Here is a 23,032-nt window from a genome sequence, read left to right on the forward strand (position 1 = left end):
CCCTATAACGAGGGTAAACAGGGAGAAAGCGCCATGACCGATGCGATAGCCGCCGAAGCGGCAGCAACCAGCGAGAGCGGACCGATTGCCCGGGACCTGTCCGGCGGCGTGCTGCGGCTGACGCTGAACCGGCCTCAGCGGCGCAACTCGCTGTCCGAAGAGATGATGGCGGCGCTGCAGGATGCGCTTGATGCGGCGGCCGAGGAAACGGCGGTCCGGGTCATCCTGCTGCGGGCGGAAGGAAACGTCTTCTGCGCCGGACACGATCTCAAGGAGATGACCGCCGCCCGCAGTCACTCGGATCGCGGCCGCATCTATTTCACCGAGGTGATGAACCGCTGCGCCCGGCTGATGCAGACCATCGTCACGCACCCCAAGCCGGTGATCGCCGAGGTCGACGGCATGGCAACCGCTGCGGGGCTTCAGCTTGTCGCGTCCTGCGACCTGGCGATCGCCAGCGACCGCGCCCGCTTCTGCACGCCCGGCGTCAATATCGGCCTGTTCTGTTCCACTCCCATGGTGGCCCTGTCGCGCAACGTCTCGCGCAAGCAGGCGATGGAGATGCTGCTCACCGGCGAGATCATCGACGCCTCGACAGCGCGCGAATTCGGCCTCGTCAACCGGGTCGTGCCGGCCGATTACCTCGCCCAGGTGACGGCGAAATACGCGGAGACCATCGCCTCCAAGTCGCCGCTGACGCTGAAGGTCGGCAAGGAAGCCTTCTACGCCCAGGCGGAGATGTCGCTCGCCGACGCCTATCGCCATTGCGCCCAGGTCATGGTGGAGAACATGCTGGCCCGCGATGCGGAGGAAGGCATCGGCGCCTTCATCGAAAAGCGGACGCCCCAGTGGAGCGGCGAGTGAGAGAGACCGTGAGCAAGATCCAGCACGACACCTATCCGGATGCGTATATCCGGGCGATCCTCGACGACGTGAGGACCATCGCCATGGTCGGCGCGAGCCCCAACGCCGTCCGGCCTTCCTATTTCGTGCTGAAATACATGCTGTCGAAGGGCTACGAGGTCTTCCCGATCAACCCCGGTCATGCCGGCAAGGAGATCCTCGGGCAGAAGGTCTATGCCAGCCTCGCGGACGTGCCATCGCCCATCGACATGGTCGACGTCTTCCGCAATTCGGACGCCGCGCTCGCCGTGACGCAGGAAGCGCTGCAGCTATCCCCTCTCCCCAAAGTCATCTGGATGCAGCTTTCGGTCAGAAACGACGAAGCGGCCAGCCTGGCGGAGGCCGCCGGCGTACGCGTCGTCATGAACCGCTGCCCGAAGATTGAGTATGGCCGCCTGTCGGGCGAAATCGGCTGGACCGGCGTCAATTCCCGCACCCTGTCGGCAAAGCGTCCGGCCTTGAAAGGCGGCTTCCAGCACCGCGGGCTGCGGAAGGACTGAAGCTAACGGCGAGATTCAGGGAATCTTTCCCTCCCTCCCCTAAAAGGAGGGCATGGAAGCGCTGCTCGCCCCCCTTGCCTCCCCCCTTACGCTCGCCCTGTTGGGAGCGATCATGGTGCTTGTCATCGCCGGCTTCGCGATGATCGCCACCGGAAGACGGGGGGAGCGCTCCTATCATATCGGCTATGACGCGGGCCCATCAGATGCCGACGCAGGCGGCTGCGACGGAGACTGAAGCGCGCGGGGAGCTGCGTTTCGCAAAACCCATTCTCCTCAGATCCCTGAAACGAAATCGCTTTCCTTTGACCTCCTCACGGGCATCGGCCAGTATGCCGCCGCTTGCAGTCTAGGAGGAATTCATGAGCGACCGCATTCCCGGTTTTTCGACGCTGGCGATCCATGCCGGCGCGCAGCCCGACCCGTCGACCGGCGCGCGAGTGACGCCAATCTACCAGACCACGTCCTTCGTCTTCGACGATGTCGACCATGCCGCGTCGCTGTTCGGGCTGCAGGCCTTCGGCAACATCTACACCCGTATCACCAATCCGACGACGGCTGTTCTGGAAGAGCGCGTCGCGGCCCTGGAAGGCGGCACGGCGGCGCTTGCGGTGGCGTCCGGCCACTCGGCGCAGTTGCTTGCCTTCCACACGATGATGACGCCGGGCGACAACATCGTCGCCGCCAACAAGCTCTATGGCGGCTCGATCAACCAGCTCAACCACTCATTCAAGAGCTTTGGCTGGGAAGTGAAGTGGGCTGACGCGCAGGATCCGGAGAGTTTCGCCGCGCTGATCGACGACCGCACCCGCGCGATCTTCGTCGAGAGCCTCGCCAATCCCGGCGGCGTCGTGGTCGACATCGAGGCGATCTCGAAGGTCGCAAAGGCCCGCAACATCCCGCTCGTCGTCGACAACACGCTGGCGACCCCGTATCTGTGCCGGCCGATCGAGCACGGCGCTGACATCGTGCTGCACTCGCTGACAAAGTTCATGGGCGGACACGGCAACTCGATGGGCGGCGTGATCGTCGACGGTGGCAGCTACGACTGGTCGTCGACCGACCGCTATCCGATGCTGTCGAAGCCGCGCCCGGAATATTCCGGCATGGTGCTGCACGAGACCTTCGGCAACTTCGCCTTCGCCATCGCCTGCCGCGTGCTCGGCCTGCGCGACCTCGGTCCGGCGATCTCGCCGATGAACTCTTTCATGATCCTGACCGGCATCGAGACGCTGCCGCTGCGCATGCAGCGCCACAGCGACAACGCGCTGAAGGTGGCACAGCACCTGGCCGGTCACGACAAGGTCGCCTGGGTGTCCTATGCCGGCCTGCCGGGCGACCCCAACCATGCCAAACAGCAGAAATACATGCCGAAGGGTGCAGGTGCGGTCTTCACCTTCGGGGTCAAGGGCGGCTACGAGGCGGGCGTCGCGCTCGTTTCCAACTGCCAGATCCTGTCGCATCTCGCCAATATCGGCGATACGCGCTCGCTGATCATCCATCCGGCTTCGACCACTCACCGTCAGCTCACCGACGAGCAGAAGACGGCGGCCGGTGCCGGTCCGGACGTCGTCCGTCTGTCGATCGGCATCGAGGATGTCGAGGACATCATTGCCGATCTCGACCAGGCACTGGCCGCGGTCTGATCGAAAAGCGGTGTGAAGAACGGAAAAGCCGGGCATGTCGCCCGGCTTTTTCATATCTGCGCCGGCACCATCAGGTGCGAAGGGCCTCGCTGAAACGCGCCCGCACCCAGAACTCCACGGCGGCGATCATCACCGCGACGATGAAGCCCTGATGGGTAAGCGCCAGCCAGAACGGCACATGGCCAAGCAAGGTGGCGATGCCGATGACCATCTGGACGAGGAGGACGACCAGCACGGCATGCGCCGCGCCGCGCAGATGGCGGGCGGTTTCGCAGCGATAGACCGCCCACATGGCCCATAGCGCGAATCCGACGATCAGATAAGCGGTCAGGCGGTGCTGGAATTGCACGGTCAGCACGTTCTCGAAGTGATTGATCCAGGCCGGCGTCATAAGCCACAGGCCGGAGGGGATGAGGGCGCCGTCCATCAGCGGCCAGGTGTTGAAGGAAAGCCCGGCCTTGAGCCCGGCCACCAGACCACCGAGGAAGATCTGCAGCACCAGCAGGGCCAGCAGGAGCTTTGCCGTTCCCACGAAGGGCCGCGCCCCTTGCGGCCGGGCGGCGGCCTCGCGATCGACCGGAACCAGCGCGAGATAGCGGGCGAGCGCGAAGAGATAGATGAAGATCAGGCAGGCAAGCGTCAGATGGGTGGCAAGGCGGTACTGGCTGACGTCGACACGCTCGGCAAGCCCGGAGACCACCATCCACCAACCGACGACGCCCTGCATGCCGCCGAGTACGAAGCCCCCGACCAGCCAGGGCAGCAGCCATTTTTCGATGCGCCCGCGCCACCAGAACCATACGAGAGGCACGAAGAAGGCAAGGCCGATCACCCGGCCGAGCAGGCGATGTCCCCACTCCCACCAGAAGATGAACTTGAACTCGTCCAGCGACATGCCCTTGTTGATGAGCTGGTATTCGGGGATCTGGCGATACTTCTCCAGTTCCTCCTCCCACTCGGCAACGGAAAGCGGCGGAATGACGCCGTGGATCGGCTTCCACTCGGTGATCGACAGGCCGCTATCGGTAAGACGGGTCGCGCCGCCGACGACAATCATGGCGAAGATCAGCACGCAGATCGCATAGAGCCAGAGCCGGATCGCCCGGCGGTCGGCCGCGATGCGAGCGTTGGCGTCATCCATCGGAGCGCCGAGCGAGGCTGCCGTCGTGTCGGACATGGGGAGGCACCATATCGTCAAATGAAGGAACGGCGCCAGCGGCACCGCGAGACTGAGCGGGGTTATAGGCATGGGCGGCGAAAGACAAGGTCTTGACGGCAGGGGTCGCTGTGACACATGCACTCAGAACATATCGTTTGGACGCTTGGCCTACCCCTTGCGATTGGGTGCGGGCGACAGGCCGCTTCCCCACCGATCCGGAGAGCAGATGCGAAATCCGCTGCGCAAATTCATCGGCATGCTGGTGCTGGTCACTTTCGTGATCGTCTATGCCTTCGTGGCGATGGTCATTGGCGACATGACGTTGCAGCACGCCTCGCTCGCCATGCAGCTCCTGTATTTCGGGATTGCTGGAATTGCCTGGACGCTCCCTGCCGGCGCCATCATCTGGTGGATGGAGCACGGCTTCCGGATCAGCCGCAGGCGGGATGCGGATTGATCGTGTCGCGCAGGCGCTCGCGCGTCAGCGCATAATGGTCGTGGGTGCGAGCGCCTACTGAAAACAGCGGACCGCGCAGAATCTCGCGCAACTCGTCCCAGCTCAGGATCAGTTCCTCGGCCAGGGCCGGCAGGTCGACGCCGTGGATAGATGCCAGCCGGCGCAGTTCCAGTTCCAACCGCTGCGAGTCCCCCCAGATCCCGGACCTGCGGTCGACAAACCGGACGCCACGAAGATGGTGAAGGGTGCAGAGTGGCGCTTCAGCACCGGTCAGGCGTGGACGAGATTGTCGCGATACCCGTCGTCGAAGGTCAGCGCGGCGAAACGCGCCCCCGCTGTCCGGCTCCTGCATGCGTGCCACGGCGGTCTCCAGCGGCACGATCTCCATACCGGCAGCACGTATCTGGCGGATCGTATGGTCCAGAAACTCCGATGTGACGGTGAGACGGGCATTTGGGGGAACTGACGCGGCGCGCCAGAAGGTCACACGCTGTGCAAGTAAAGATCACACCTCGCCCGCCAGTCAGTGGCGGCAGCAGGTGGCCGCTCCCGCTCCAATGCAGCAGCTTACAGCGTCCAGCCAGCAGGTGACGCTGCAGATCCATGTTTTGACAACCGCCTGAAGCCGGTGACAGTCGCCAGCTTTTTCAACTGGGAGCGGCATATCGACGGTTTCTTTAGAACTCCTTGCTAGTGAAACTGGCAATCGAATGAGAATGCCATCGGGGCAGCAGCAACGAGAGCATCGCGAATCTGGGGGAGACGATGGTCAGGCCGGTCGGGTTGCTCCAGTCGAATGACTGGGATCAGATGGACCTTCAGGCGATGAGGCTGGATGCCATGCTCGAGAACGGCGAATTTTCCGTGCGTGCCCTTCGCGATCCGGCGGAGGCGGCCTGCGCTTGGCGCCATCTCGAAGAAAACGCCTTCGGTACGCTGTTCACGAGTTATGACTGGCTCGCGTCGTGGTACGACCACGTCGGGCGCGCGCGCGGCATCGAGCCGATCATCGTCCTCGGCGAGATTGACGGCGAGCCCGGCTTCCTGTTGCCGCTTGGAGTGATGAAGATCTTCGGCGGCACCTTGCGTCTCGGCCGGTTCCTCGGCGACTTTCACGGCAATCAGAACAGTGGCCTTTGGCGCCGCGACGTGTTCGCGGGCATCCATGGCAAGAGCCTGCACCGCGCGCTCCTGCGCATCGGGCGCGAACACCGGATCGACCTGTTCGACCTCAAGTACATTCCCGCCACCCTGGACGAGCGGGTTCATCCGTTGATAGACCGCACCGCGATCGAAAGCCTGAACGCGGTTCATGCTTTCCCGCTCAAGGCCGACTTCGACACGCTCTACAAGGAACGCCGGAGTTCCAGCGCCCGCAAGAAGCTCAGGATCAAGGAAAAGAAGCTCGCGGAACTGGGAGGCTTGGCCTGGCGCAAGGCGGTCGACACGGAAACGGCCCTGCACTTCCTCGACACGCTGGTTGCGCAACGCAGCGCCCGTCAAGCCACGCACGGCATTCCCAACGTCTTCGAGCCGGCGGATGTCAGAGGGTTCCTCGCCGATCAGATCACAAGCGCGATCCGCGATCGCTCCGAGCACGTGACCATCCATGCCCTGGAAGCTGGCGGGCGGATTCGGGCGACCTATCTGTGCGGCCTGCAATATGGCCGCTACCACGCCTATACCAACAGCATCGACGAGGACGTCGCCGCCTGCAGCCCCGGCGATATCCTGCTCAACCATGTGATTGCAGATGCCTGCCGCCTGGGCGCCCACACGTTCGACTTCGGCCTCGGCGCAGAACGGTACAAGACGGCCTGGGCGGACAAGGAAGTCCTGATGGACGTCGAAATTCCGGTGACGATCAAGGGCTATATCGCACAGAACGGCGTCAAGCAGATGCGCGCCTTCAAACGGCGGATCCGCAGTTCGCCCAAGCTGTGGCAGGCGGTACGGATGATGCGCAGACTGAAGGGCTGACGCAGCCAACAGGCAGGAGTAGCAGAAAGGCCGGGATCGCCCCGGCCTCTTGCTTTGCCAATCCTGGTGCCGCGCGCTACCGCCTCACGCTGCCATATCCGCTCGCCCGACGCTGGCGGACCTTCCTGCGCCATCGCTAACGGTTTCCACGATCACCGGAGCGCCGGTCTGGTCCTCGAGCATGCGCATTGCGTCTTCCATCTCGGGATCGGCAGGAGATCCGCCCGACGCCACCACGACTTGATCAGCCATCGCCAGGATCTGGGCGCTGATCAGCGAATCGTCGATCAGCCCGAGGTCGAAGAACACCTGATCGTAGGTGTGATCGATCGCTTCCATCAGCATTTCGAACCGCTCGTTCTGAGCGAGATCGTCGTCAATCGCCCGTCGCCCCGCCTCGATGACATGCGCGCGCGAGGCTGCATCGCGATAGATCACGCCGGCGAACGAGGCGCTGCCGTCGAGCAGTTCGGCAAACCCCGGCACCGCCTGGGGATCGGCGAGATCCGGGCGGACCTCAAGGAACAACGGCATGACGCCCTCCTCCGCCGCGGCGCGCACGAGACGGAACGTGACGCTTTGCGAAATCTCGTCGCTGTCGACGCTGAGCACGGCGATGCGGCGCGGCCGTTCTCGGCTGGGCGCAACAAGCGGCCCGTCGAGACCAGACGCCGGGGCGGATCTGGCGATGTCGGACGGCGTCTCTTCCGCGGTCGACTGGGACTTCACGGCAAGGGAAGCGCCCACCGCTGCGCTTGGCGTCCAGTCATAGGAGAAGGTCGGCGTGCCGGCACCATAGGCTGCTCCTCCCCGCCCCATTGACGCGGAGCGCGTTTGCGAAGCGGATGCAGCCGCAACGGGATGGTCCGCCTCCTCCGTCTCCACGATACGGGTCACGAAAGCGCGCCCGGAGACGAACTGGCCGAGAATCACCGACATCGCCGACAGCATCAAGGTGACGAAAGCGGCGATCGCCACCGTCTGCGGCACCTTCGGAGAGAAGGGCTCCAGCGGGACGGTTGCTCGCGAGATGACGCGCGCGTCGGCGCCAATAACGCTGGCGTTGCGACGCGTATCGGCCTCGCGGTAGCGGGTCATCAACTGGTCGAGCTGTGTCGTCTTGACCGCTGCCTCACGCTCCAGATCGCGCAGGCGGACCTGATCGTCGTTGGAACGGGCCGCGCGCGTCTTGAATTCCTCGAGCGTTGCCTGAAGCGAGGCCACACGCTCCTGTTGGATACGCGCCTCGTTCTCCAGCCCCGCCGCGACACGTCCCGCCTCCTGGCGAATCTGCCGATCGAAGTCATCAAGCTGGGACCGCAGCGCCCGGAGCTGCGGATGGTTCGGCAGCAAGGTGGTGGAGAGCTCGGCAATGCGGGCCTGGAGTTCCACCTGACGCTCGCGCAGACGCTGGATAAGCTGGGAGTTCAGCACGTCCTGCATGCCGTCGAGCGACCCGCCGCCACTGAGCTGGGCGCGGATCAGCTTCGCCCGCGCCTCGGCCTGCGACTGGGCCGCGCGGGCGTCGGAAAGCTGTGTTCCAATCTCCCCGAGTTGCTGGCGATCCAGCGTCTGATTGTCGGCGCCGAGCAGGAGATCGTTCTGCGAACGGAAATCCTCGACCCGCTTCTGCGCCGCCTGAACCTCCTCGCGCAACCGCTCGATCTGCGGCTCCAGCGAGGCCGCGGCCATGTCCGTCGTCTCGCGCTTCACCGATGATTGCAGGTCGAGATACTCCTCGACCACCGCATTGGCGACCCTGGCGGCGAGCTCGGGATTCTTGGAGACATAGCGGACGGAGATGACCCGGGAGCCATCCACCCGAAACACCTCGAGATTGTCATAGAAGACCTTGAGCACCCGCTCTTCGCGGGTATTGCTGCCGGGATCGCGCATCACGCCGAGCGCGACGAACATGTCCTGGATCAGGCTGCTGGAGCCTGCTTCGAACTCGGGAATGCTGGCAAGATCGAGCCGTTTGGCCACCCGGCGCAACAGATCGCGCGACTGCAAAAGTTCGACCTGGCTGGCGACACCCTCGTTGTCGAGAAGCGCCCGCTCCTCCTCTGCGCCGCGCGCTTCCCCAGGATAGACGACGTTCGACGTCTCGATCAGCACCTTCGATTCGGCCCGGTAGCGGGAGGGTACGACTTGCAGAACCAGGAAAGTCACGAGTGCGGCGCCGACCACAAGAGGCAGCAGCCAGCGAAGCGACCGGCGCAAGGCGCCAAGGATCGCCGAAAGGTCGATCTCGACGCGCTCGTCGACGCCGGGCGGTCGGGCGTCAGGTGCGTGCGGCTGGTTCATGCTCGCTACTCCGGAAGGGTGTCTGCGAGGATGATGACGATTCATGGTAAGCGGAGAGTTAACCTCCCGAGCCGTGCGCACAGCATCGCGCTTGCCCGATTCACCCCAAGTTAACCACGTTGCGGAAAAGAATGGCGCAGTCGCTTCAGGAGATCGGAATGTTCACGCGCCTCATCGCCGTTCTTTGCCTGGCCCTGACGGTCGCCGCGTGCAGCGGATACCGGCAACCGCCAACGGCGTTCCACGACATCCTCACCAAGCCCTACAGGCTTGACTCCAGTGATGTGTTGCGGGTGATCGTGTTCGGTCAGCAGGATCTCAACAACACCTACACGGTGGATCAGGCCGGCTATGTCGCGATGCCTCTCATCGGCAGTGTCGCGGCACGCGGACTGACCGTCCGCGAGCTTGAGGCCCAGATCACGAATCGCTTGAAAAACGGATACTTGCGCGATCCAGACGTCTCGGTTGAAGTTGCCACCTACCGTCCCGTCTTCGTCATGGGCGAAGTCGCCGCCGCCGGCCAGTACCCTTATGTGGCGGGCATGACGGCGCAGAATGCCATCGCAACGGCGGGCGGGTTCACGCCCCGCGGTCAGCAGTCCTCGGTCGACATCACCCGCCAGATCAACGGCGAGGTGATCAGCGGGCGCGTGCCGATCACCGACCCGGTCCGACCGGGCGACACGATCTATGTGCGGGAGCGATTCTTCTAACCCACCCGAGGGTTTCGCATTTTTGGCGGATTAACCTGCGACTCATCCCTGTCTGCTAAGGTTCAGGTTGCATGATCCGGAAAGATAATCCGGACGGGCAGCCGCGTTGAGCCAGGGAGTTTCCAGATGACCGCCGCGCCCTTGCGCATCGTTCACATCGTCCGCGCCCCGATCGGCGGGATTTTCCGACATATCTCCGACCTTTCGCTGGCCCAGACGCGGGCCGGTCATCAGGTCGGAGTGATCTGCGACGCCTCCACCGGCGGCCCGTTCGAAGCCGAGGCCATCGCACGTCTTGCCCCGCAGCTTGCCCTCGGCATCGCGCGCTTTCCGATGCGTCGCCAGGTAACCCCCGGCGACCTGCGTGCGGCATTGTCGCTGTTTCGGCATGTGCGCGATCTCAAGCCCGACGTCCTGCATGGCCATGGCGCCAAGGGCGGGGTCTTCGCCCGTTCGATCGGCACCTTGCTGCGGCTGCGCGGCCGCAAGGTCACCCGGATCTACTGCCCGCATGGTGGCAGCCTCCACTACGATCCGCGCGGGATCGAAGGACGCATCTATTTCGCGCTCGAGCGCTTGCAGGAGCGCTTCACCGACGGACTCATCTTCGTCTCGGACTACGAGTACTCTGCCTACGAATCAAAGGTCTCCATGCCCAAGGTGGCCGCTCGGGTCGTCTATAACGGGCTGGCACCGGAAGAGTTCTCGCAAGTGCGGCCGCAGGCCGACGCCGCCGATTTCCTGTTCATCGGCATGCTGCGCGACCTCAAGGGGCCGGATCTGTTCATTCAGGCGCTGGCGCATATGGAGAGCGTCCACGGCATGAAGGCCCGGGCTGATATCGTTGGCGAGGGCGAAGATCGTTCGCGCTACGAAGCGATGGTCCAGGCGCACGGCCTTACCGACCGCGTTCGCTTCCTCGGCGCCATGCCCGCCCGCGAAGCCTTCCGTCTCGCACGCTGTGTCGTCGTTCCCTCCCGTGCGGAGGCCATGCCGTATATCGTGCTGGAGACGGTGGCGGCCCAGATGCCGCTGATCGCAACCCGCGTCGGCGGCATTCCGGAGATCTTCGGCCGCTTCGCCGACAAGCTGGTAACGCCGGGCGATGCGGAAGAACTGGCCAGCGCCATGGCTGCGGCCTTCCGGGATCCGGATACCATGTGCCGGCGCGCGGAAGGGCAGCGCAAGTGCCTGTCCGAGACCTTCAACGTCGAACTCATGAACGATCGCATCACCTCGCTCTATCTGGAGACGCGCGGGGTGAAGCGGCAGGACAAGGCGGGACGGAGCCCGGACGCGCCGACGCTGGCTGCCGCCAGCGCCCTGGCGAACCGGGATGCCGGCGCGTCGGGCAGGCGCGAATGAAAGAGGCAAAGGAAATGCCCCCGCATCATACCGCGCAACTGCTGCAGAACGTCATGCCAAGCACGCCGGAGACGGAGGGCGAGAACAGCACCCCGCTGCCGAACACCAGCAAACTGTCGCCGCTCGCGATCAAGATCGCCAGCGGCCTGCAGACCTCCGTGGTCTCGCCGACAGTGCTGGGCGGCACCGTGCGACTGGCCGACCTTGCCATCGTGGCGGCCTTCGGCTTTGCCTCCCTGCATTCAGGCGGCATTCCGGTGGTCTCGTCGACCGCATTGTTGTCGGTCGCTGCGGCGCTGCTGCTCTCCTCCGCCTTCTTCCAGGCCTCGGACTGCTACCAGATCCCGCTGATGCGCAACATGGTGGCCCAGGCCGCACGCATGGTCATCGCCTGGACCCTGGTTTTCGTGACCATGTTCATGGCCAAGACATTCGGCAACGTGATGCGGGGCGTGCCGGGCGATCTGCTGATCCTCTGGTACGGGTTCGGACTGGCCACATTGCTGACGGCGCGCACGCTGGTGACGATTTTCGTGCGCAAATGGACGCGCGAAGGCCGGCTGGAGCGGCGGGCGGTGATCGTCGGCGGCGGTCAGGTTGCCGCAGACTTCATTCACGAAATCGAGCGGCAGCCGAACAACGACATCCGCATCTGCGGCCTGTTCGACGACCGCAAGGGTGACCGTTCGCCGGATATCGTCGCCGGCTATCCGAAGCTTGGGACGGTGAGCGACCTTGTCGAGTTCGCCCGCATCGCTCGCATCGACATGCTGATCGTCACGATCCCGCTGAGAGCCGAGAAGCGCTTGCTGGAGTTCCTCAAGACCTTGTGGGTCCTGCCGGTCGACATCCGTCTGTCCGCCCATACCGACAAGCTGACCTTCCGCGACCGCGCGTCTTCCTTCATCGGAACCGTGCCGATCGTCGACGTGGTGCACAAGCCGCTTGCCGACTGGGACAGTATCGCCAAGCGCGCCTTCGACCTCATCGTGGCGAGCCTGATGATCGTGCTGCTGTCGCCGGTCATGATCGCCACCGCATTGGCGGTAAAGCTGGACAGCAAGGGACCTGCCCTCTTCCGCCAGAAGCGCTATGGCTTCAACAACGAGGTGATCGAAGTCCTCAAATTCCGTTCGATGTATCACGAGATGGCGGACCCGGCCGCGAAGAAGGTGGTGACCCGCAACGACCCGCGGGTGACCCGCGTCGGCCGCTTCATCCGCCGCTCGTCGCTGGACGAATTGCCCCAGCTTTTCAACGTTCTCAAAGGCGATCTGTCGCTGGTGGGGCCGCGCCCGCATGCGGTCAATGCCCACACGAACGAGAAGATGTGGGACGAGGTGGTCGACGGCTATTTCGCGCGCCACAAGGTCAAGCCCGGCGTGACCGGCTGGGCCCAGATCAACGGCTGGCGCGGCGAGGTCGACACGCCGGAAAAGATCCAGAAGCGCGTCGAATATGACGTCTATTATATCGAGAACTGGTCGATCCTGTTCGATATCCGCATCCTGCTGGCAACGCCCTTCGCCCTGTTCAAGTCGGAGAACGCCTATTGAGCACGGTCGCCCATCGCGGACTTGCCGGAGCTCCCACCGCTCCGATCCGGCGTAGCGGCGGCCTGCGCATCGAGACGCGGCTGATCGGCACGCTCGCGCTCTGGCTGGTGACCTTCCTTGGCGGATTCGTGCTGCGCGAGCCCGCCCCTTACGAGCTGGCGATGGTGGTCGTGCTGTCGGGCTGGCTGCTGTCCGGCCCGCGCTTCTCCCCCGCCCTCGGCCCTCTTCTGCTGGTGATCGTGCTCTTCGTCTGCGGCGGTCTGCTCGGAACGTTGATGTCCGACAATTTCGGCGTTGCGATCATGTATATCGCCGTCACCGGCTTCCTGGCGTTGACCTCCGTCTTTTTCGCCTCGGTGGTCGCAAGCGATCCCTCCCGTCTGGCAACCATCGCCAATGCCTACACGGCGAGCGCGGTCATCGTTGCGCTCCTCGGCATCGGCGGCTATTTCGGCCTGCTTCCCGGCAGCCTCTTCACCCTGTACGGCCGCGCCAAAGGCACCTTCCAGGACCCCAATGTCTTCGGTCCCTTCCTGGTGCTGCCCTGGACCATCGCCCTGCACACGGTGCTGACCCGCCCGCTTGCCCGCTCGGGAATCGCAATCGCGGCGCTCGGTGTCCTGAGCTTCGGTATCCTGCTCAGCTTCTCGCGCGCGGCCTGGGGGCTTGCCGCGTTTGCCGCTATCGGCCTTTACGTGATCCTCTTCTGCATGACGCGGGAGCGCGGGGAACGCGCGCGGCTGATCCTGTTCGGAGCCGCCGGCGTTCTCGCCGTCCTTGCACTGATCGCTGTCGCGCTGTCGGTCGAGTCCATCTCCGGAATGCTGCTGCAGCGTGCCAGGCTGGTGCAGGACTACGACACGGCGCGGCTCGGCCGTTTCGCGCGCTATACGCTCGGCTTCCAGATGGTGCTCGATCGGCCGTTCGGGCTCGGTCCCCTGCAGTTCCGCAATTTCTTCCCCGAAGACGAGCACAATACCTATCTGAAAGCCTTCACAACCTACGGCTGGCTCGGCGGCGTCGCCTATCTCTCGCTCGTCGCCTTCACGGCGATCCGGCTGTTCCCGCTGGTCTACCAGCGACGCCCGTGGACGTGGGCCGCGCAATGCGTGTTCGTGGTGCTGTTCGGTCACATGCTGATGTCGGCGATCATCGATACCGACCGCTGGCGCCATCTCTATCTGCTCTACGGCCTCGCCTGGGGTCTGATCGCCTGTGAATATGCGTGGCGGACCTCGGCCGTCAAGCGCCTGTCTTCCGCCGGGATGAAGGCCGCTCGCGAGCGTTGATTGCGGTTCTTAAGCGCTTGCGTGCCCCTTGCGAAGCGGATAGGAAGAACGGGCTCGCGAAGCGGGCAGTCGGGCAGTAGCGCAGCCTGGTAGCGCACTTCACTGGGGGTGAAGGGGTCGTCGGTTCAAATCCGGCCTGCCCGACCATTCGCATCTCGCCCTGCTTGGCGTTCAGATCGTCATGCAGTGGCCGGAATATCCGGGCCGATGCGTGACATGCTCAGCCCCATCATCCATAGACGCCAAGCAGCAAAGCCGGTCGTGCGATGAGCGCGCGCGAGATCGCGACCCAGGCCGATCTTGAAGACGTTCGGGCAGGCCCCATCGACACTGAGGGGGCCTCGACACCTGCTTTTGCCGATCAGCCCCCAGCCCCTCCGGAGCGTTGGGACCTGACGCTCGGCCTTGCCTTGTCGGCAGCCTTTCACGTCGCGGCATTCGCAATGCTTGCACTGCTCTCGGATCCTCCACAGCCCTACGGCGTATCGTATGACGATGCGGTCGAAGTGGTGCTGGTACCGCTGCAAACGCGAGCCGAGCCTCGGCTGGGGGAGGTTGCGGACGCCCCCCGGGGGACGACGACGCAGCCCGCAGACGATGTGTCTTCCGCAGCACCTGCGCCATTGCAGCAACATCGGACGCAGGACGAGCAGGTGCCAGCAGACTTGCCAACCGATCGGGCGTCAACGGACGCCCCGCCTTCGCCCACGGCCAAGGATGCCGCCCGCATCACGCCCGCCCCTCCCCGGCGACGGGTCCCTGAACTCACCGAGGCGCGCACCCTCTACACCTCGCGGTTGCGCGACACCGCGCTCGGCCGCGCGGCGCTCGCCGAACTGGACCTGGCCGACCCGGAAGAGCGGATCTTTCAGTTGTGCACCTATGAGGCGGTCGAGCAACTGCGCCGGGAGCATCCGGACCTGCGGTTCGAATACGCAATCGCCGAGGCACGCGAGGAAGCGACGCTGACGGGCCTGGCGCTGGAGGCAAAGGGAGCGGCGATCCAGGGACGCGGACGCTGGTACGACCTCTCCTTCCGCTGCGAGGTGGCGGAAGATCTCATGGGGGTCACCGGGTTTGCCTTCGCCCTGGGACCGGAGATCACCCGCCCGGAGCGCGACAACCTCGACCTGCCTATCGACGGCCCGATCCATTGACGCGCAGCAACGGGTTCCGCCCCGGCTGCAGGTCCGGAGGGGCAGGCTCGACCTCTGGTCCACTTGTGCGATCCGCGAACAGCGCTACCATGCTTGACAAGGACCGGAGCACCGACAAGAACCCGGCCGTCACGTGGGAGGAACGTACATGTGCCACATCTTTGCCGGGCAGGACCCGGGCGACTACGAACCCGAAATGCGGCGCCTGCGACTGAACGGACAGAGCACCAGCATCCGGCTCGAACGCTCGTTCTGGGAGATCATCGACGAGATCGCGCAGAGCGAAGGCGTGAGCACGCCGGCCTTCATCTCGAAGCTGCATTCCGAGGTGCTGGAACTGCGGGGCGAGACGCGCAACTTCACTTCGCTGCTGCGCTGTGCCTGTCTCGTTCGGCTTCGCCAGACGGTTCCTCAGATGCATCTGGAGGCTGCAGAGTAAAAAGCGCCTGTAGTAAAACTTTACTACCCATGAAGTGAATCCCGGACGCATCCTTTCTCTATCGGAAGAACTGGGCATCAGCCATCTGGCCGCGGTCTTGCGGCCAAGGCTGTCCGATTGAAGAAAGCTGCCGGCACCGCCGTCAGGACTGATCCAGGAGAACACTCGTGGCGAAATGCATACACGCGATGATCCGCGTGCTCGATGAAACGCGTTCCGTTGGCTTCTACAAGACGGCATTCGGGCTCGACATTGCCGAACGGCTCGAGTTCGACGACTTCATCCTCATCTATCTCAGAAATGCCGACGCGGATTTCGAGGTCGAACTGACGGTCAACAAGGGACGCACGGAACCCTACGACCTCGGCAACGGCTATGGACATCTGGCTTTCTGCGTCGACGATCTCGATGCGGAACACACCCGCTTCGAGCAGGCCGGACTCGCTCCGCGCAAGATCGTGGAGTTCAACCGCGACGGCGCTCTGCTGGCCCGCTTCTTTTTCGTTCAGGATCCGGACGGCTATCAGATCGAGGTGCTGCAGCGCCACGGTCGCTATCGCTGAACGGGGCACACCGTTTCGGGAGGGAGGAAAATGACCGAAACACTGACCCACAGACACATGACCAGACGCCAACTGCTGGCACGCAGCGCAGCAGTTGGCGCCGCATTCGTCATCGGACCGGGCTTTCTGGCCGCCAACACCGCGGCATGGGCAATGGAGATCGCCCATCTGAAGCCGCAGACCATGGCAACCCTGATCCGCATGGCCCGCGACATCTATCCGCACGATCATGTGGCGGACGAGTATTACGCCATCGCCGTCAAGGGATATGACGCCCCCGACAAGGCGGCGATGATCGAGGCCGGCATTGCCGCGCTCGACGCGGCGGCCCAGGGCAAGGGGCATGCCGGATATCTCGCCATGGGCTGGGAGCGCGAGCGCGTCGACCTCCTGCGATCGATGGAGGAGAGCCCCTTCTTCCAGACCGTGCGCGGCGGGCTGGTCACCGGGCTCTACAACCAGAAGGCCGTGTGGCCCCTCTTCGGCTACGAGGGGGAAAGCTACTCGCTGGGCGGCTACATCGACCGGGGTTTCGACGACATCAACTGGCTCTGAGGGAGGAGGCTGTCATGGCCGCACCATTCGACCTGAACGACGACACGGTCGTCGTGGTCATCGGGACAGGCGCCGGCGGCGGCGTCCTGGCCAATGAACTGGCCCAGAAGGGCGTCAGCGTGGTGGCGCTGGAAGCCGGCGGGCGCTATCTGCCGGAAGACTACATCAACGACGAATGGGAGAGTTTCGGGCAACTGGCCTGGCTCGACCCGCGTTCGACCTCCGGCGACTGGCGCGTTGCAAAGGACTTCTCCGGCCTGCCGGCATGGATCGTCAAGGCTGTCGGCGGCACCACCACCCATTGGGCGGGTGCGTCGCTGCGCTTCCAGGCGCACGAATTCAAGACCCGCAGCACCTATGGCAATGTCGAGGGTGCCAACCTGCTCGACTGGCCGATCGACCTTGCCGAGATGGAACCCTGGTACGAGAAGGCGGAGGAGAAGCTGGGCGTCACGCGCACCGGCGGTCGAGAAGGATTGCCCGGCAACAACAATTTCAAGGTCTTCGAAGCCGGCGCGCGCAAGCTCGGCTACACGGAAGTCCATACCGGACGCATGGCAATCAACTCGGCGGAGAACGACGGCCGCTTTGCTTGCCAGCAGACAGGCTTCTGTTTCCAGGGGTGTAAATGGGGCGCCAAATGGTCCGCCGCCTATACGGACATCCCGCGCGGCGAAGCCACCGGCAATCTGGAGGTGCGCGAGCACGCCCATGTTCTGCGGATCGAGCACGATGCCGGCGGCAGGGTGACCGGCGTGCTCTATGCCGACAGGGACGGTAACCAGCACCTGCAGAAGGCGCGCGTCGTCTGCGTCGCGGGCAACTCGATCGAGAGCCCTCGCCTGCTGCTCAACTCCGCCTCGAGCCTCTTCCCCGACGGGCTTGCCAACTCCTCCGGCCAGGTCGGACGCAACTACATGCGGCACATGACCGGATCGGTCTATGCCGTGTTCGACAAGCCCGTGCGCATGTGGCGCGGCACGACGATGGCCGGCATCGTCCAGGACGAGGCGAGGCACGATCCCTCGCGCGGCTTCGTCGGCGGCTACGAACTCGAGACACTCGCCCTCGGACTGCCGTTCATGGCAGCGTTCCTGGATCCGGGTGCCTGGGGCCGCGAGTTCACCACCGCGCTCGATTCCTACGAGAACATGGCCGGCATGTGGATCGTCGGCGAGGACATGCCGCAGGAGACCAACCGGATCACGCTCAATCACGAGCTCAAGGACCAGTATGGGCTGCCGGCGCCGAACGTGCATTTCACCGACCACCCCAACGACATCGCGATGCGCCGCCACGCCTACAAGCAGGGCATCGCGATCTACGAGGCAGTCGGCGCGACGCGCACCTTCCCGACGCCGCCCTACCCCTCCACGCATAATCTCGGCACCAACCGCATGTCGGAAAACCCGAGGGACGGCGTGGTCAACCGCTGGGGCCGGGCGCACGATGTCCCGAACCTTTATGTGTCGGACGGCAGCCAGTTCACCACGGGCGCGGCGGAGAACCCGACGCTGACCATCGTGGCGCTGGCGATCCGTCAGGCCGACCATATCGCCTCGCAGATGTCGCAAGGACAGTTGTAGGCGTTCTCGACCCGCAAGATCAGAAGGCGGCGGGATTGCAAGCCCGTCGCCTTCGGCCAAGACAAACAGCGACCGCGCGACAGGGGCGAGATCTACACTGCCGTGCGGATGGGCGAAGGCTCCGAGTTTGGGTTTTTTGGCGAAGCCTGGAAAATAACTCACTGAATTCTGAAATTTTCCGGACAGTTTATAAATTTGGATAGATAGACACTATCCCCGTCATGCGCTGGTTCTGCAGATATCGACTGCGAACGCCCCACTTCCTTCTGAGCGAGCGTCACGAAGTTCTCAGCGCATATCGCAGCAAGTGTCGTACTTTTTTTTCTACTTTCAGGCCAAATCAGAGCCAACTGATGCGCCATAACGAGTTGATCGAGAATTACGGGACGGAAACCGCGATATGCTCCAGACTTCTGCAAACCCCAAGAGCCCGCTTCATTGTTCGGAAAAAATAGGCGCCCACGCTCGATAAGAGTACTTGTTCGTATAATTAAATCTCGGCGCTTGACGTCAATAACTCCTTCAAAAAGAGCAGAATCTCTCTGCTCAGTCAAAATTATCAGGGAACGCAAACAATCGATACATTCATTAACCCAGACAAAGACCTCCTCTCGACGAAGTTCTTTTACTCTACGGTCTTCCTGGTCGCTCTGCCATTTTAAGAAAGCAAGATAAAACCCACCAGCGCCAACGAGGACTGGGACAGTAGAAACCAAAATCTGAATAGCGAGCATTGCCCCTCCCGCCGATCTACCGCGCCTGATCGAGGATGCGCTTGCATTCCAGCAGCTCGAAAAGCGTCGCCTGGAGGCGGCGGATATCGTCCTTCGACAGATTGCCGGACGGAGCCTCGACACGCTCGCCGAGCAGCCGCTCCATGAGACGAAATCCGGCGCGCGTCGTCGGCATCTCCGGCGGCACGGCCCCCTCGGGCAATATGCCGCGCGGGATCGGCTCTCCATCATCGTCCGGATCGACGAACTGCGGTTCCGCCTGGCGTGCTCGAGGTGCCTGCATGCTCGGCGCGAAATCCGGCGCGCGCGGCTGCGACCTTGGCGGAGCAGCCGGCGGGGGCACCACGTCCTCGACCTCCGGTTCGTCCGTCCCCGGCTGTGCGGCAAGGGCCGCGAGCGCGATACCATCCTCGCGCCAGACCTGCATGACGAAACGGGGGCCCTGTTCCTTCAGGATGCGCTGCACGCCCTTGATCGTATAGCCTTCGCCATAGAGCAGATGCCGGATGCCGCGCAGCAGATCGATATCGTCGGGACGATAGTAGCGACGACCGCCGCCGCGCTTGAGCGGGCGGATCTGGGTGAAGCGGGTTTCCCAGAAACGGAGGACGTGCTGCGGCAAGTCGAGATCGTCGGCGACCTCGCTGATCGTGCGAAAGGCGTCAGGGCTTTTTTCGACGGTCACTGAAATGGTGCTTCATCGTCCGCCGGCGCTGTCTCAGTCGCCGCTCCCGGACGCTCCCATCATCGTCTCGTTGATGCGCTTCTTGAGCACGTTCGACGGTTTGAACACCATCACTCGGCGCGGGAGGATAGGCACCTCCTCGCCGGTCTTCGGATTTCGTCCGATGCGCTCTCCCTTGGAGCGCACGACAAAGGACCCGAATGACGAGAGTTTCACCGACTCTCCGGCAACGAGACAGTCCGCGATCTCCGACAGGACCTTTTCCACGAGTTCCGATGATTCCGATCTTGAAAGGCCGACTTTCTGGTAGACCGCCTCACAAAGATCGGCCCGCGTAACTGTCCTGCCGCTCATAGTCCCTCCTTGGCCGAACCTCGTGGTTCGACGGTGTCAGGGATATTCTTCTTTGACCCTTCGGGGCCCACCGAACCCGGAAGACAGCCTATTGGCTCGCGCGCAGACGGTCAACAGTCTGACCTTGCTCCGGTTCGTAAAAGTTCACAAGGCTCAAGCCTTTGCATGGCTACCAGCGCAGCAGCGACGCTCCCCAGGTGAAGCCGCCGCCCATCGCCTCGAGCATGATCAGGTCGCCGCGCTTCACCCGCCCGTCGCGCACCGCCTGGTCGAGCGCCAGGGGAATCGAGGCCGCGGAGGTGTTGCCGTGATCCTCCAGAGTCACAACCACCTTGGCGGGGTCGACGCCGAGCTTCTTGGCGCTGGCGTCGATGATGCGGCGGTTGGCCTGATGGGGAATGAACCAGTCAAGGGACTCGGCGCTGGTGTCGGTTGCCTCGAAGGCTGCCTCGACCACGTCGGTGATCATCGACACCGCATGGCGGAAGACTTCCTTGCCCTGCATGCGCAGGTGGCCGACGGTCTGGGTCGAAGACGGACCGCCATCGACATAGAGCTTGTCCTTGTGGGCGCCGTCGGAGCGCAGGTGCGAGGTCAGGATACCCCGATCGGCGGTGGTCCCCTCCCCCTCCGCTGCCTCCAGGACAATGGCGCCTGCCCCATCGCCGAAGAGCACGCAGGTGGTGCGGTCCTCCCAATCGAGGATGCGGGAGAAGGTCTCAGCGCCGATCACCAGCGCCCGTTTTCCCATGCCGGCCCGCAGATAGGCGTCCGCCGTTGCCAGCGCATAGACGAAGCCCGAACAGACCGCATGCACATCGAACGCGAATCCGCTGGCGATGCCGAGCCTGTGCTGGACCGTGACGGCAGTCGCCGGGAAGGTATTGTCCGGTGTTGCCGTGGCAAGAATGATCAGATCGATGCTCGTCGCCTCGCACCCTGCCGCCTCAAGCGCCTTGCGGGCAGCAGCGACCGCGAGATCGGAGGTGAACTCGCCGTCCGCCGCGATATGCCGGGCGTGGATACCAGTGCGCTGGACGATCCATTCATCGGAAGTGTCCACCATCCTGGCGAGATCGTCATTGGTCAGCCGGCGGGCCGGAAGATAGCTGCCGGTCCCAAGAACGATGGATCGCTTGACTGTCACTGATCACCTTCCGATCCGTCCCGCGGCGCGAACCGGCCGCGATGGTAGCTTTTGAGGTCTTGGGAAATCTTGTTCATCAGATCGTTGCGGGCCATGTCGTAGGCAAGTTCGACGGCGGCGGCAAAGCCTTCCGCGTCGGTTCCGCCATGGCTCTTGATGACGATGCCGTTGAGGCCGAGAAAGACGCCGCCATTGACCTTTCGGGGATCCATCTTCTCCCGCAGCCGGTCGAAGGCATCCTTCGCCAGCAGATAGCCGAGCCGTGCCCGCCAAGTCCGATTCATGGCGGAGCGCAGGTAGCTGCCGATCTGGCGCGCTGTCCCTTCCGCTGTCTTCAGGGCGATATTGCCGGCGAACCCTTCCGTCACCACCACATCGACGACGCCCTTGCCGAGGTCGTCCCCCTCGACGAAGCCGGCATAGGTCAGCGATCGCAGGTTGGCCTCGCGCAGCAGCCGGCCGGCGGTGCGCACCTCTTCCAGGCCCTTCACCTCCTCGACGCCGATGTTGAGAAGGCCGACGGTCGGGCGTTCGATGGAAAAGAGGATGCGGGCCATCGCACCGCCCAGCAGCGCGAAGTCGATCAGTTGCTGGGCATCGGCGCCAATGGTCGCGCCAACGTCGAGGACGATGGATTCGCCCCGTGTGGTCGGCCAGATCGCCGCGATCGCCGGCCTCTCGATATTCGCCATGGTGCGCAGGCAGAATTTCGACATGGCCATAAGGGCGCCGGTATTGCCCGCCGAGACGGCGACATCCGCATGACCGGTCTTCACCGCCTCGATGCAGCGCCACATGCTCGACTTCCAGCGCCCCTGGCGTAGCGCCTGGCTGGGCTTGGCGTCCATGGCGACGGCGACCTCGCAGTGATGCAGCGTCGAGGCGTCGCGCAGACGCGGATGCGCCTGCAGCAGCGGCGCCACCGCATCCGAGTTGCCGTAGAAGGAAAAGCTGATGTCGGGACGCCGTTCCAGCGCCAATGCGGCTCCAGGAACGACGACTTCCGCCCCCCTGTCGCCGCCCATTGCATCCAGCGAGATTCGAACCGTCTGAGCCATCGTCCGTGTCTTCTGGATCGGCGGCGACGCCCCACCCGAAGGGAAGAGAGCGCGCCGATCGGCATTGCTGTCCCGAATTCTCCAGACCGCCCGGGCCCGGGACGACAATGCTGCCGTCTTGTCTTGTTGTTGCCTGCGCCGCCCGACGGGTCGTTTCACAAGGTCGTGCAACCTCATGACTTGCGGGCAGCCGTTGCCGCGACACACGAAAGAGTGGTTGGACTCCCCTTCATCCGAGGCGTTGGGGAACATACCTGTTTACAACGGAGAGACAACAGCTTTCTGGCCTTCAGCCGCGCGCAAGATGTGCGGCCTACTCCTCATGCTTGCGGAACCGTTCCAGAACGGCGAATGGCGACGGCGGTTTGTCGTCCGCATCGACTTTGCCGTCTTCGCCATAGCCCTCCGGGAGCTCTGCCCCGGGCACGCGCGGAAAGGGATCCAGCGCCAGCGCCAGTTGCTCGCACAGGATCGCGCCGAGATCGAGCCTTCCCCCCTCCAAAAGATCCGGTGGGTCTTCGGCAAAGGCATCGATGTCGATCTCGCCCTCCTCCTCGACGCCGGACAGGGCTGTGGCATCGGGGTCAAACCGCATGGTGAAGACCTCATCGATCTGCTGTTCCACCGGCTGCAGCGTGACAACGCAAGCCTGAGTCGCCCGCGCCTGGAGCCGGCCTTCGATCGCAACGCCGTCACGGCGCCATCGGCGCAGTTCGAACCGCGCAACGAGATCTTCCAAGGCGAGCAGCGAGTAGGCCTTGGTCAGGCGCTGGAGTTGCGCCTCGTCCGGCCGCAGATCCACCACCAACGGCTTGTCGGTCAGATGCTGGATGTCCTGCGGGTGCGACAGAGGGAAGTCAGCGAGTGCCATGAACGTCT

24 protein-coding genes and 1 tRNA gene are annotated in these 23,032 nt (G+C 63.9%); 16 read left to right on the plus strand and 9 right to left on the minus strand.

What is annotated here, in order from left to right:
* Positions 1-33 precede the first annotated feature (33 nt).
* The 4 genes from TSB10GB4_RS10785 (at position 34) to TSB10GB4_RS10800 (ending at position 3,046) form a co-directional block, all read left to right on the plus strand.
* Entirely contained in the window at positions 34-864 is an 831-nt protein-coding gene (locus TSB10GB4_RS10785; RefSeq protein WP_186395762.1) for an enoyl-CoA hydratase, read from the plus strand.
* A gap of 17 nt (positions 865-881) precedes the next feature.
* On the plus strand, positions 882-1,403 hold the full coding sequence (locus TSB10GB4_RS10790) for a CoA-binding protein (RefSeq protein ID WP_186395864.1): 522 nt from the start codon (positions 882-884) through the stop codon (positions 1,401-1,403).
* Positions 1,404-1,455: 52 nt separating this feature from the next.
* Positions 1,456-1,638 (plus strand): hypothetical protein, encoded by a 183-nt coding sequence (locus tag TSB10GB4_RS10795; RefSeq protein ID WP_186395763.1) that lies wholly within the window; start codon positions 1,456-1,458, stop codon positions 1,636-1,638.
* Between the two features lie 124 nt (positions 1,639-1,762).
* On the plus strand, positions 1,763-3,046 hold the full coding sequence (locus tag TSB10GB4_RS10800; RefSeq protein WP_186395764.1) for an O-acetylhomoserine aminocarboxypropyltransferase: 1,284 nt from the start codon (positions 1,763-1,765) through the stop codon (positions 3,044-3,046).
* A gap of 70 nt (positions 3,047-3,116) precedes the next feature.
* On the opposite strand, the gene TSB10GB4_RS10805 is transcribed toward TSB10GB4_RS10800, so the two are convergent.
* Positions 3,117-4,223 (minus strand): COX15/CtaA family protein, encoded by a 1,107-nt coding sequence (locus tag TSB10GB4_RS10805; protein ID WP_186395765.1) that lies wholly within the window; start codon positions 4,221-4,223, stop codon positions 3,117-3,119.
* Positions 4,224-4,431: 208 nt separating this feature from the next.
* Here TSB10GB4_RS10805 and TSB10GB4_RS10810 point away from each other — a divergent pair, with 208 nt between their 5' ends.
* Complete coding sequence (locus TSB10GB4_RS10810) at positions 4,432-4,662, plus strand: DUF2842 domain-containing protein (protein ID WP_186395766.1); 231 nt, start codon at positions 4,432-4,434, stop codon at positions 4,660-4,662.
* Here the strand turns inward: TSB10GB4_RS10810 and TSB10GB4_RS10815 are convergent.
* The gene (locus TSB10GB4_RS10815) at positions 4,637-4,840 is read right to left on the minus strand and encodes a hypothetical protein (RefSeq protein WP_186395767.1); all 204 of its coding nucleotides are present in this window, start codon (positions 4,838-4,840) and stop codon (positions 4,637-4,639) included. The two genes, TSB10GB4_RS10810 and TSB10GB4_RS10815, sit on opposite strands and share 26 nt — an antisense overlap.
* A 632-nt stretch (positions 4,841-5,472) precedes the next feature.
* Here TSB10GB4_RS10815 and TSB10GB4_RS10820 point away from each other — a divergent pair.
* Positions 5,473-6,642, plus strand: coding sequence for a GNAT family N-acetyltransferase (locus TSB10GB4_RS10820; RefSeq protein WP_208984679.1), 1,170 nt, complete (start codon positions 5,473-5,475; stop codon positions 6,640-6,642).
* A gap of 84 nt (positions 6,643-6,726) precedes the next feature.
* Here TSB10GB4_RS10820 and TSB10GB4_RS10825 read toward each other — a convergent pair whose 3' ends face one another.
* A complete protein-coding gene (locus TSB10GB4_RS10825) occupies positions 6,727-9,030 on the minus strand; it encodes an exopolysaccharide transport family protein (RefSeq protein ID WP_208984681.1) in 2,304 nt (767 codons plus the stop codon).
* A 77-nt stretch (positions 9,031-9,107) separates the two neighbouring features.
* Between TSB10GB4_RS10825 and TSB10GB4_RS10830 the strand changes: the two genes are divergently transcribed.
* The 10 genes from TSB10GB4_RS10830 to TSB10GB4_RS10875 all read left to right on the plus strand — a co-directional run bounded on the left by TSB10GB4_RS10830 (position 9,108) and on the right by TSB10GB4_RS10875 (position 18,175).
* On the plus strand, positions 9,108-9,665 hold the full coding sequence (locus tag TSB10GB4_RS10830) for a polysaccharide biosynthesis/export family protein (protein WP_186389543.1): 558 nt from the start codon (positions 9,108-9,110) through the stop codon (positions 9,663-9,665).
* Positions 9,666-9,791: 126 nt separating this feature from the next.
* The gene (locus TSB10GB4_RS10835; RefSeq protein WP_186389544.1) at positions 9,792-11,030 is read left to right on the plus strand and encodes a glycosyltransferase; all 1,239 of its coding nucleotides are present in this window, start codon (positions 9,792-9,794) and stop codon (positions 11,028-11,030) included.
* Positions 11,031-11,044: 14 nt separating this feature from the next.
* Complete coding sequence (locus TSB10GB4_RS10840) at positions 11,045-12,586, plus strand: undecaprenyl-phosphate glucose phosphotransferase (protein ID WP_244570888.1); 1,542 nt, start codon at positions 11,045-11,047, stop codon at positions 12,584-12,586.
* A complete protein-coding gene (locus TSB10GB4_RS10845; RefSeq protein ID WP_186395768.1) occupies positions 12,583-13,875 on the plus strand; it encodes an O-antigen ligase in 1,293 nt (430 codons plus the stop codon). The genes TSB10GB4_RS10840 and TSB10GB4_RS10845 overlap by 4 nt, the downstream gene beginning before the upstream one ends.
* A gap of 70 nt (positions 13,876-13,945) precedes the next feature.
* Positions 13,946-14,022, plus strand: a tRNA-Pro gene (locus tag TSB10GB4_RS10850).
* 119 nt (positions 14,023-14,141) lie between these two features.
* A complete protein-coding gene (locus TSB10GB4_RS10855) occupies positions 14,142-15,032 on the plus strand; it encodes a DUF930 domain-containing protein (RefSeq protein ID WP_186395769.1) in 891 nt (296 codons plus the stop codon).
* 148 nt (positions 15,033-15,180) lie between these two features.
* On the plus strand, positions 15,181-15,471 hold the full coding sequence (locus TSB10GB4_RS10860) for a ribbon-helix-helix domain-containing protein (RefSeq protein WP_186389547.1): 291 nt from the start codon (positions 15,181-15,183) through the stop codon (positions 15,469-15,471).
* 167 nt (positions 15,472-15,638) lie between these two features.
* Positions 15,639-16,034 (plus strand): VOC family protein, encoded by a 396-nt coding sequence (locus tag TSB10GB4_RS10865; RefSeq protein WP_186389548.1) that lies wholly within the window; start codon positions 15,639-15,641, stop codon positions 16,032-16,034.
* Positions 16,035-16,064: 30 nt separating this feature from the next.
* The gene (locus tag TSB10GB4_RS10870; RefSeq protein ID WP_186395770.1) at positions 16,065-16,589 is read left to right on the plus strand and encodes a Twin-arginine translocation pathway signal; all 525 of its coding nucleotides are present in this window, start codon (positions 16,065-16,067) and stop codon (positions 16,587-16,589) included.
* 14 nt (positions 16,590-16,603) lie between these two features.
* On the plus strand, positions 16,604-18,175 hold the full coding sequence (locus TSB10GB4_RS10875; protein WP_186395771.1) for a GMC family oxidoreductase: 1,572 nt from the start codon (positions 16,604-16,606) through the stop codon (positions 18,173-18,175).
* A gap of 158 nt (positions 18,176-18,333) precedes the next feature.
* Here TSB10GB4_RS10875 and TSB10GB4_RS10880 read toward each other — a convergent pair whose 3' ends face one another.
* From TSB10GB4_RS10880 to TSB10GB4_RS10905, 6 genes are all read right to left on the minus strand, one after another.
* A complete protein-coding gene (locus tag TSB10GB4_RS10880; RefSeq protein ID WP_186395772.1) occupies positions 18,334-18,909 on the minus strand; it encodes a hypothetical protein in 576 nt (191 codons plus the stop codon).
* A 16-nt stretch (positions 18,910-18,925) separates the two neighbouring features.
* The gene (locus TSB10GB4_RS10885) at positions 18,926-19,594 is read right to left on the minus strand and encodes a MerR family transcriptional regulator (protein ID WP_186395773.1); all 669 of its coding nucleotides are present in this window, start codon (positions 19,592-19,594) and stop codon (positions 18,926-18,928) included.
* 33 nt (positions 19,595-19,627) lie between these two features.
* Positions 19,628-19,948 (minus strand): integration host factor subunit alpha, encoded by a 321-nt coding sequence (locus tag TSB10GB4_RS10890; protein ID WP_186389554.1) that lies wholly within the window; start codon positions 19,946-19,948, stop codon positions 19,628-19,630.
* A gap of 169 nt (positions 19,949-20,117) precedes the next feature.
* Positions 20,118-21,095 carry a beta-ketoacyl-ACP synthase III gene (locus tag TSB10GB4_RS10895; RefSeq protein ID WP_186395774.1) on the minus strand — a complete coding sequence of 326 codons (978 nt, stop codon included), beginning with the start codon at positions 21,093-21,095 and terminating at the stop codon, positions 20,118-20,120.
* Positions 21,092-22,153: a phosphate acyltransferase PlsX gene (gene plsX / locus TSB10GB4_RS10900; RefSeq protein WP_186389556.1), complete on the minus strand. Its 1,062-nt coding sequence runs from the start codon at positions 22,151-22,153 to the stop codon at positions 21,092-21,094. Before plsX ends, TSB10GB4_RS10895 begins: the two co-directional genes overlap by 4 nt.
* A gap of 313 nt (positions 22,154-22,466) precedes the next feature.
* On the minus strand, positions 22,467-23,024 hold the full coding sequence (locus TSB10GB4_RS10905) for a DUF177 domain-containing protein (protein WP_186395775.1): 558 nt from the start codon (positions 23,022-23,024) through the stop codon (positions 22,467-22,469).
* Between the last annotated feature and the right edge of the window lie 8 nt (positions 23,025-23,032).

The organism is Stappia sp. TSB10GB4 (genome assembly GCF_900185745.1).
Taxonomy (GTDB): domain Bacteria; phylum Pseudomonadota; class Alphaproteobacteria; order Rhizobiales; family Stappiaceae; genus Stappia.

Excerpts from the sequence above, each read along its gene's own strand:
- TSB10GB4_RS10875 (WP_186395771.1), top strand. The coding sequence starts at position 16,604 with ATGGCCGCACCATTCGACCTGAACGACGACACGGTCGTCGTGGTCATC.
- TSB10GB4_RS10880 (WP_186395772.1), bottom strand. The coding sequence starts at position 18,909 with ATGCTCGCTATTCAGATTTTGGTTTCTACTGTCCCAGTCCTCGTTGGC.
- TSB10GB4_RS10855 (WP_186395769.1), top strand. The coding sequence starts at position 14,142 with ATGAGCGCGCGCGAGATCGCGACCCAGGCCGATCTTGAAGACGTTCGG.
- TSB10GB4_RS10805 (WP_186395765.1), bottom strand. The coding sequence starts at position 4,223 with ATGTCCGACACGACGGCAGCCTCGCTCGGCGCTCCGATGGATGACGCC.
- TSB10GB4_RS10810 (WP_186395766.1), top strand. The coding sequence starts at position 4,432 with ATGCGAAATCCGCTGCGCAAATTCATCGGCATGCTGGTGCTGGTCACT.
- TSB10GB4_RS10785 (WP_186395762.1), top strand. The coding sequence starts at position 34 with ATGACCGATGCGATAGCCGCCGAAGCGGCAGCAACCAGCGAGAGCGGA.
- plsX (WP_186389556.1), bottom strand. The coding sequence starts at position 22,153 with ATGGCTCAGACGGTTCGAATCTCGCTGGATGCAATGGGCGGCGACAGG.
- TSB10GB4_RS10820 (WP_208984679.1), top strand. The coding sequence starts at position 5,473 with ATGGACCTTCAGGCGATGAGGCTGGATGCCATGCTCGAGAACGGCGAA.
- TSB10GB4_RS10905 (WP_186395775.1), bottom strand. The coding sequence starts at position 23,024 with ATGGCACTCGCTGACTTCCCTCTGTCGCACCCGCAGGACATCCAGCAT.
- TSB10GB4_RS10800 (WP_186395764.1), top strand. The coding sequence starts at position 1,763 with ATGAGCGACCGCATTCCCGGTTTTTCGACGCTGGCGATCCATGCCGGC.
- TSB10GB4_RS10795 (WP_186395763.1), top strand. The coding sequence starts at position 1,456 with ATGGAAGCGCTGCTCGCCCCCCTTGCCTCCCCCCTTACGCTCGCCCTG.
- TSB10GB4_RS10840 (WP_244570888.1), top strand. The coding sequence starts at position 11,045 with ATGCCCCCGCATCATACCGCGCAACTGCTGCAGAACGTCATGCCAAGC.
- TSB10GB4_RS10835 (WP_186389544.1), top strand. The coding sequence starts at position 9,792 with ATGACCGCCGCGCCCTTGCGCATCGTTCACATCGTCCGCGCCCCGATC.
- TSB10GB4_RS10870 (WP_186395770.1), top strand. The coding sequence starts at position 16,065 with ATGACCGAAACACTGACCCACAGACACATGACCAGACGCCAACTGCTG.
- TSB10GB4_RS10890 (WP_186389554.1), bottom strand. The coding sequence starts at position 19,948 with ATGAGCGGCAGGACAGTTACGCGGGCCGATCTTTGTGAGGCGGTCTAC.
- TSB10GB4_RS10860 (WP_186389547.1), top strand. The coding sequence starts at position 15,181 with ATGTGCCACATCTTTGCCGGGCAGGACCCGGGCGACTACGAACCCGAA.
- TSB10GB4_RS10830 (WP_186389543.1), top strand. The coding sequence starts at position 9,108 with ATGTTCACGCGCCTCATCGCCGTTCTTTGCCTGGCCCTGACGGTCGCC.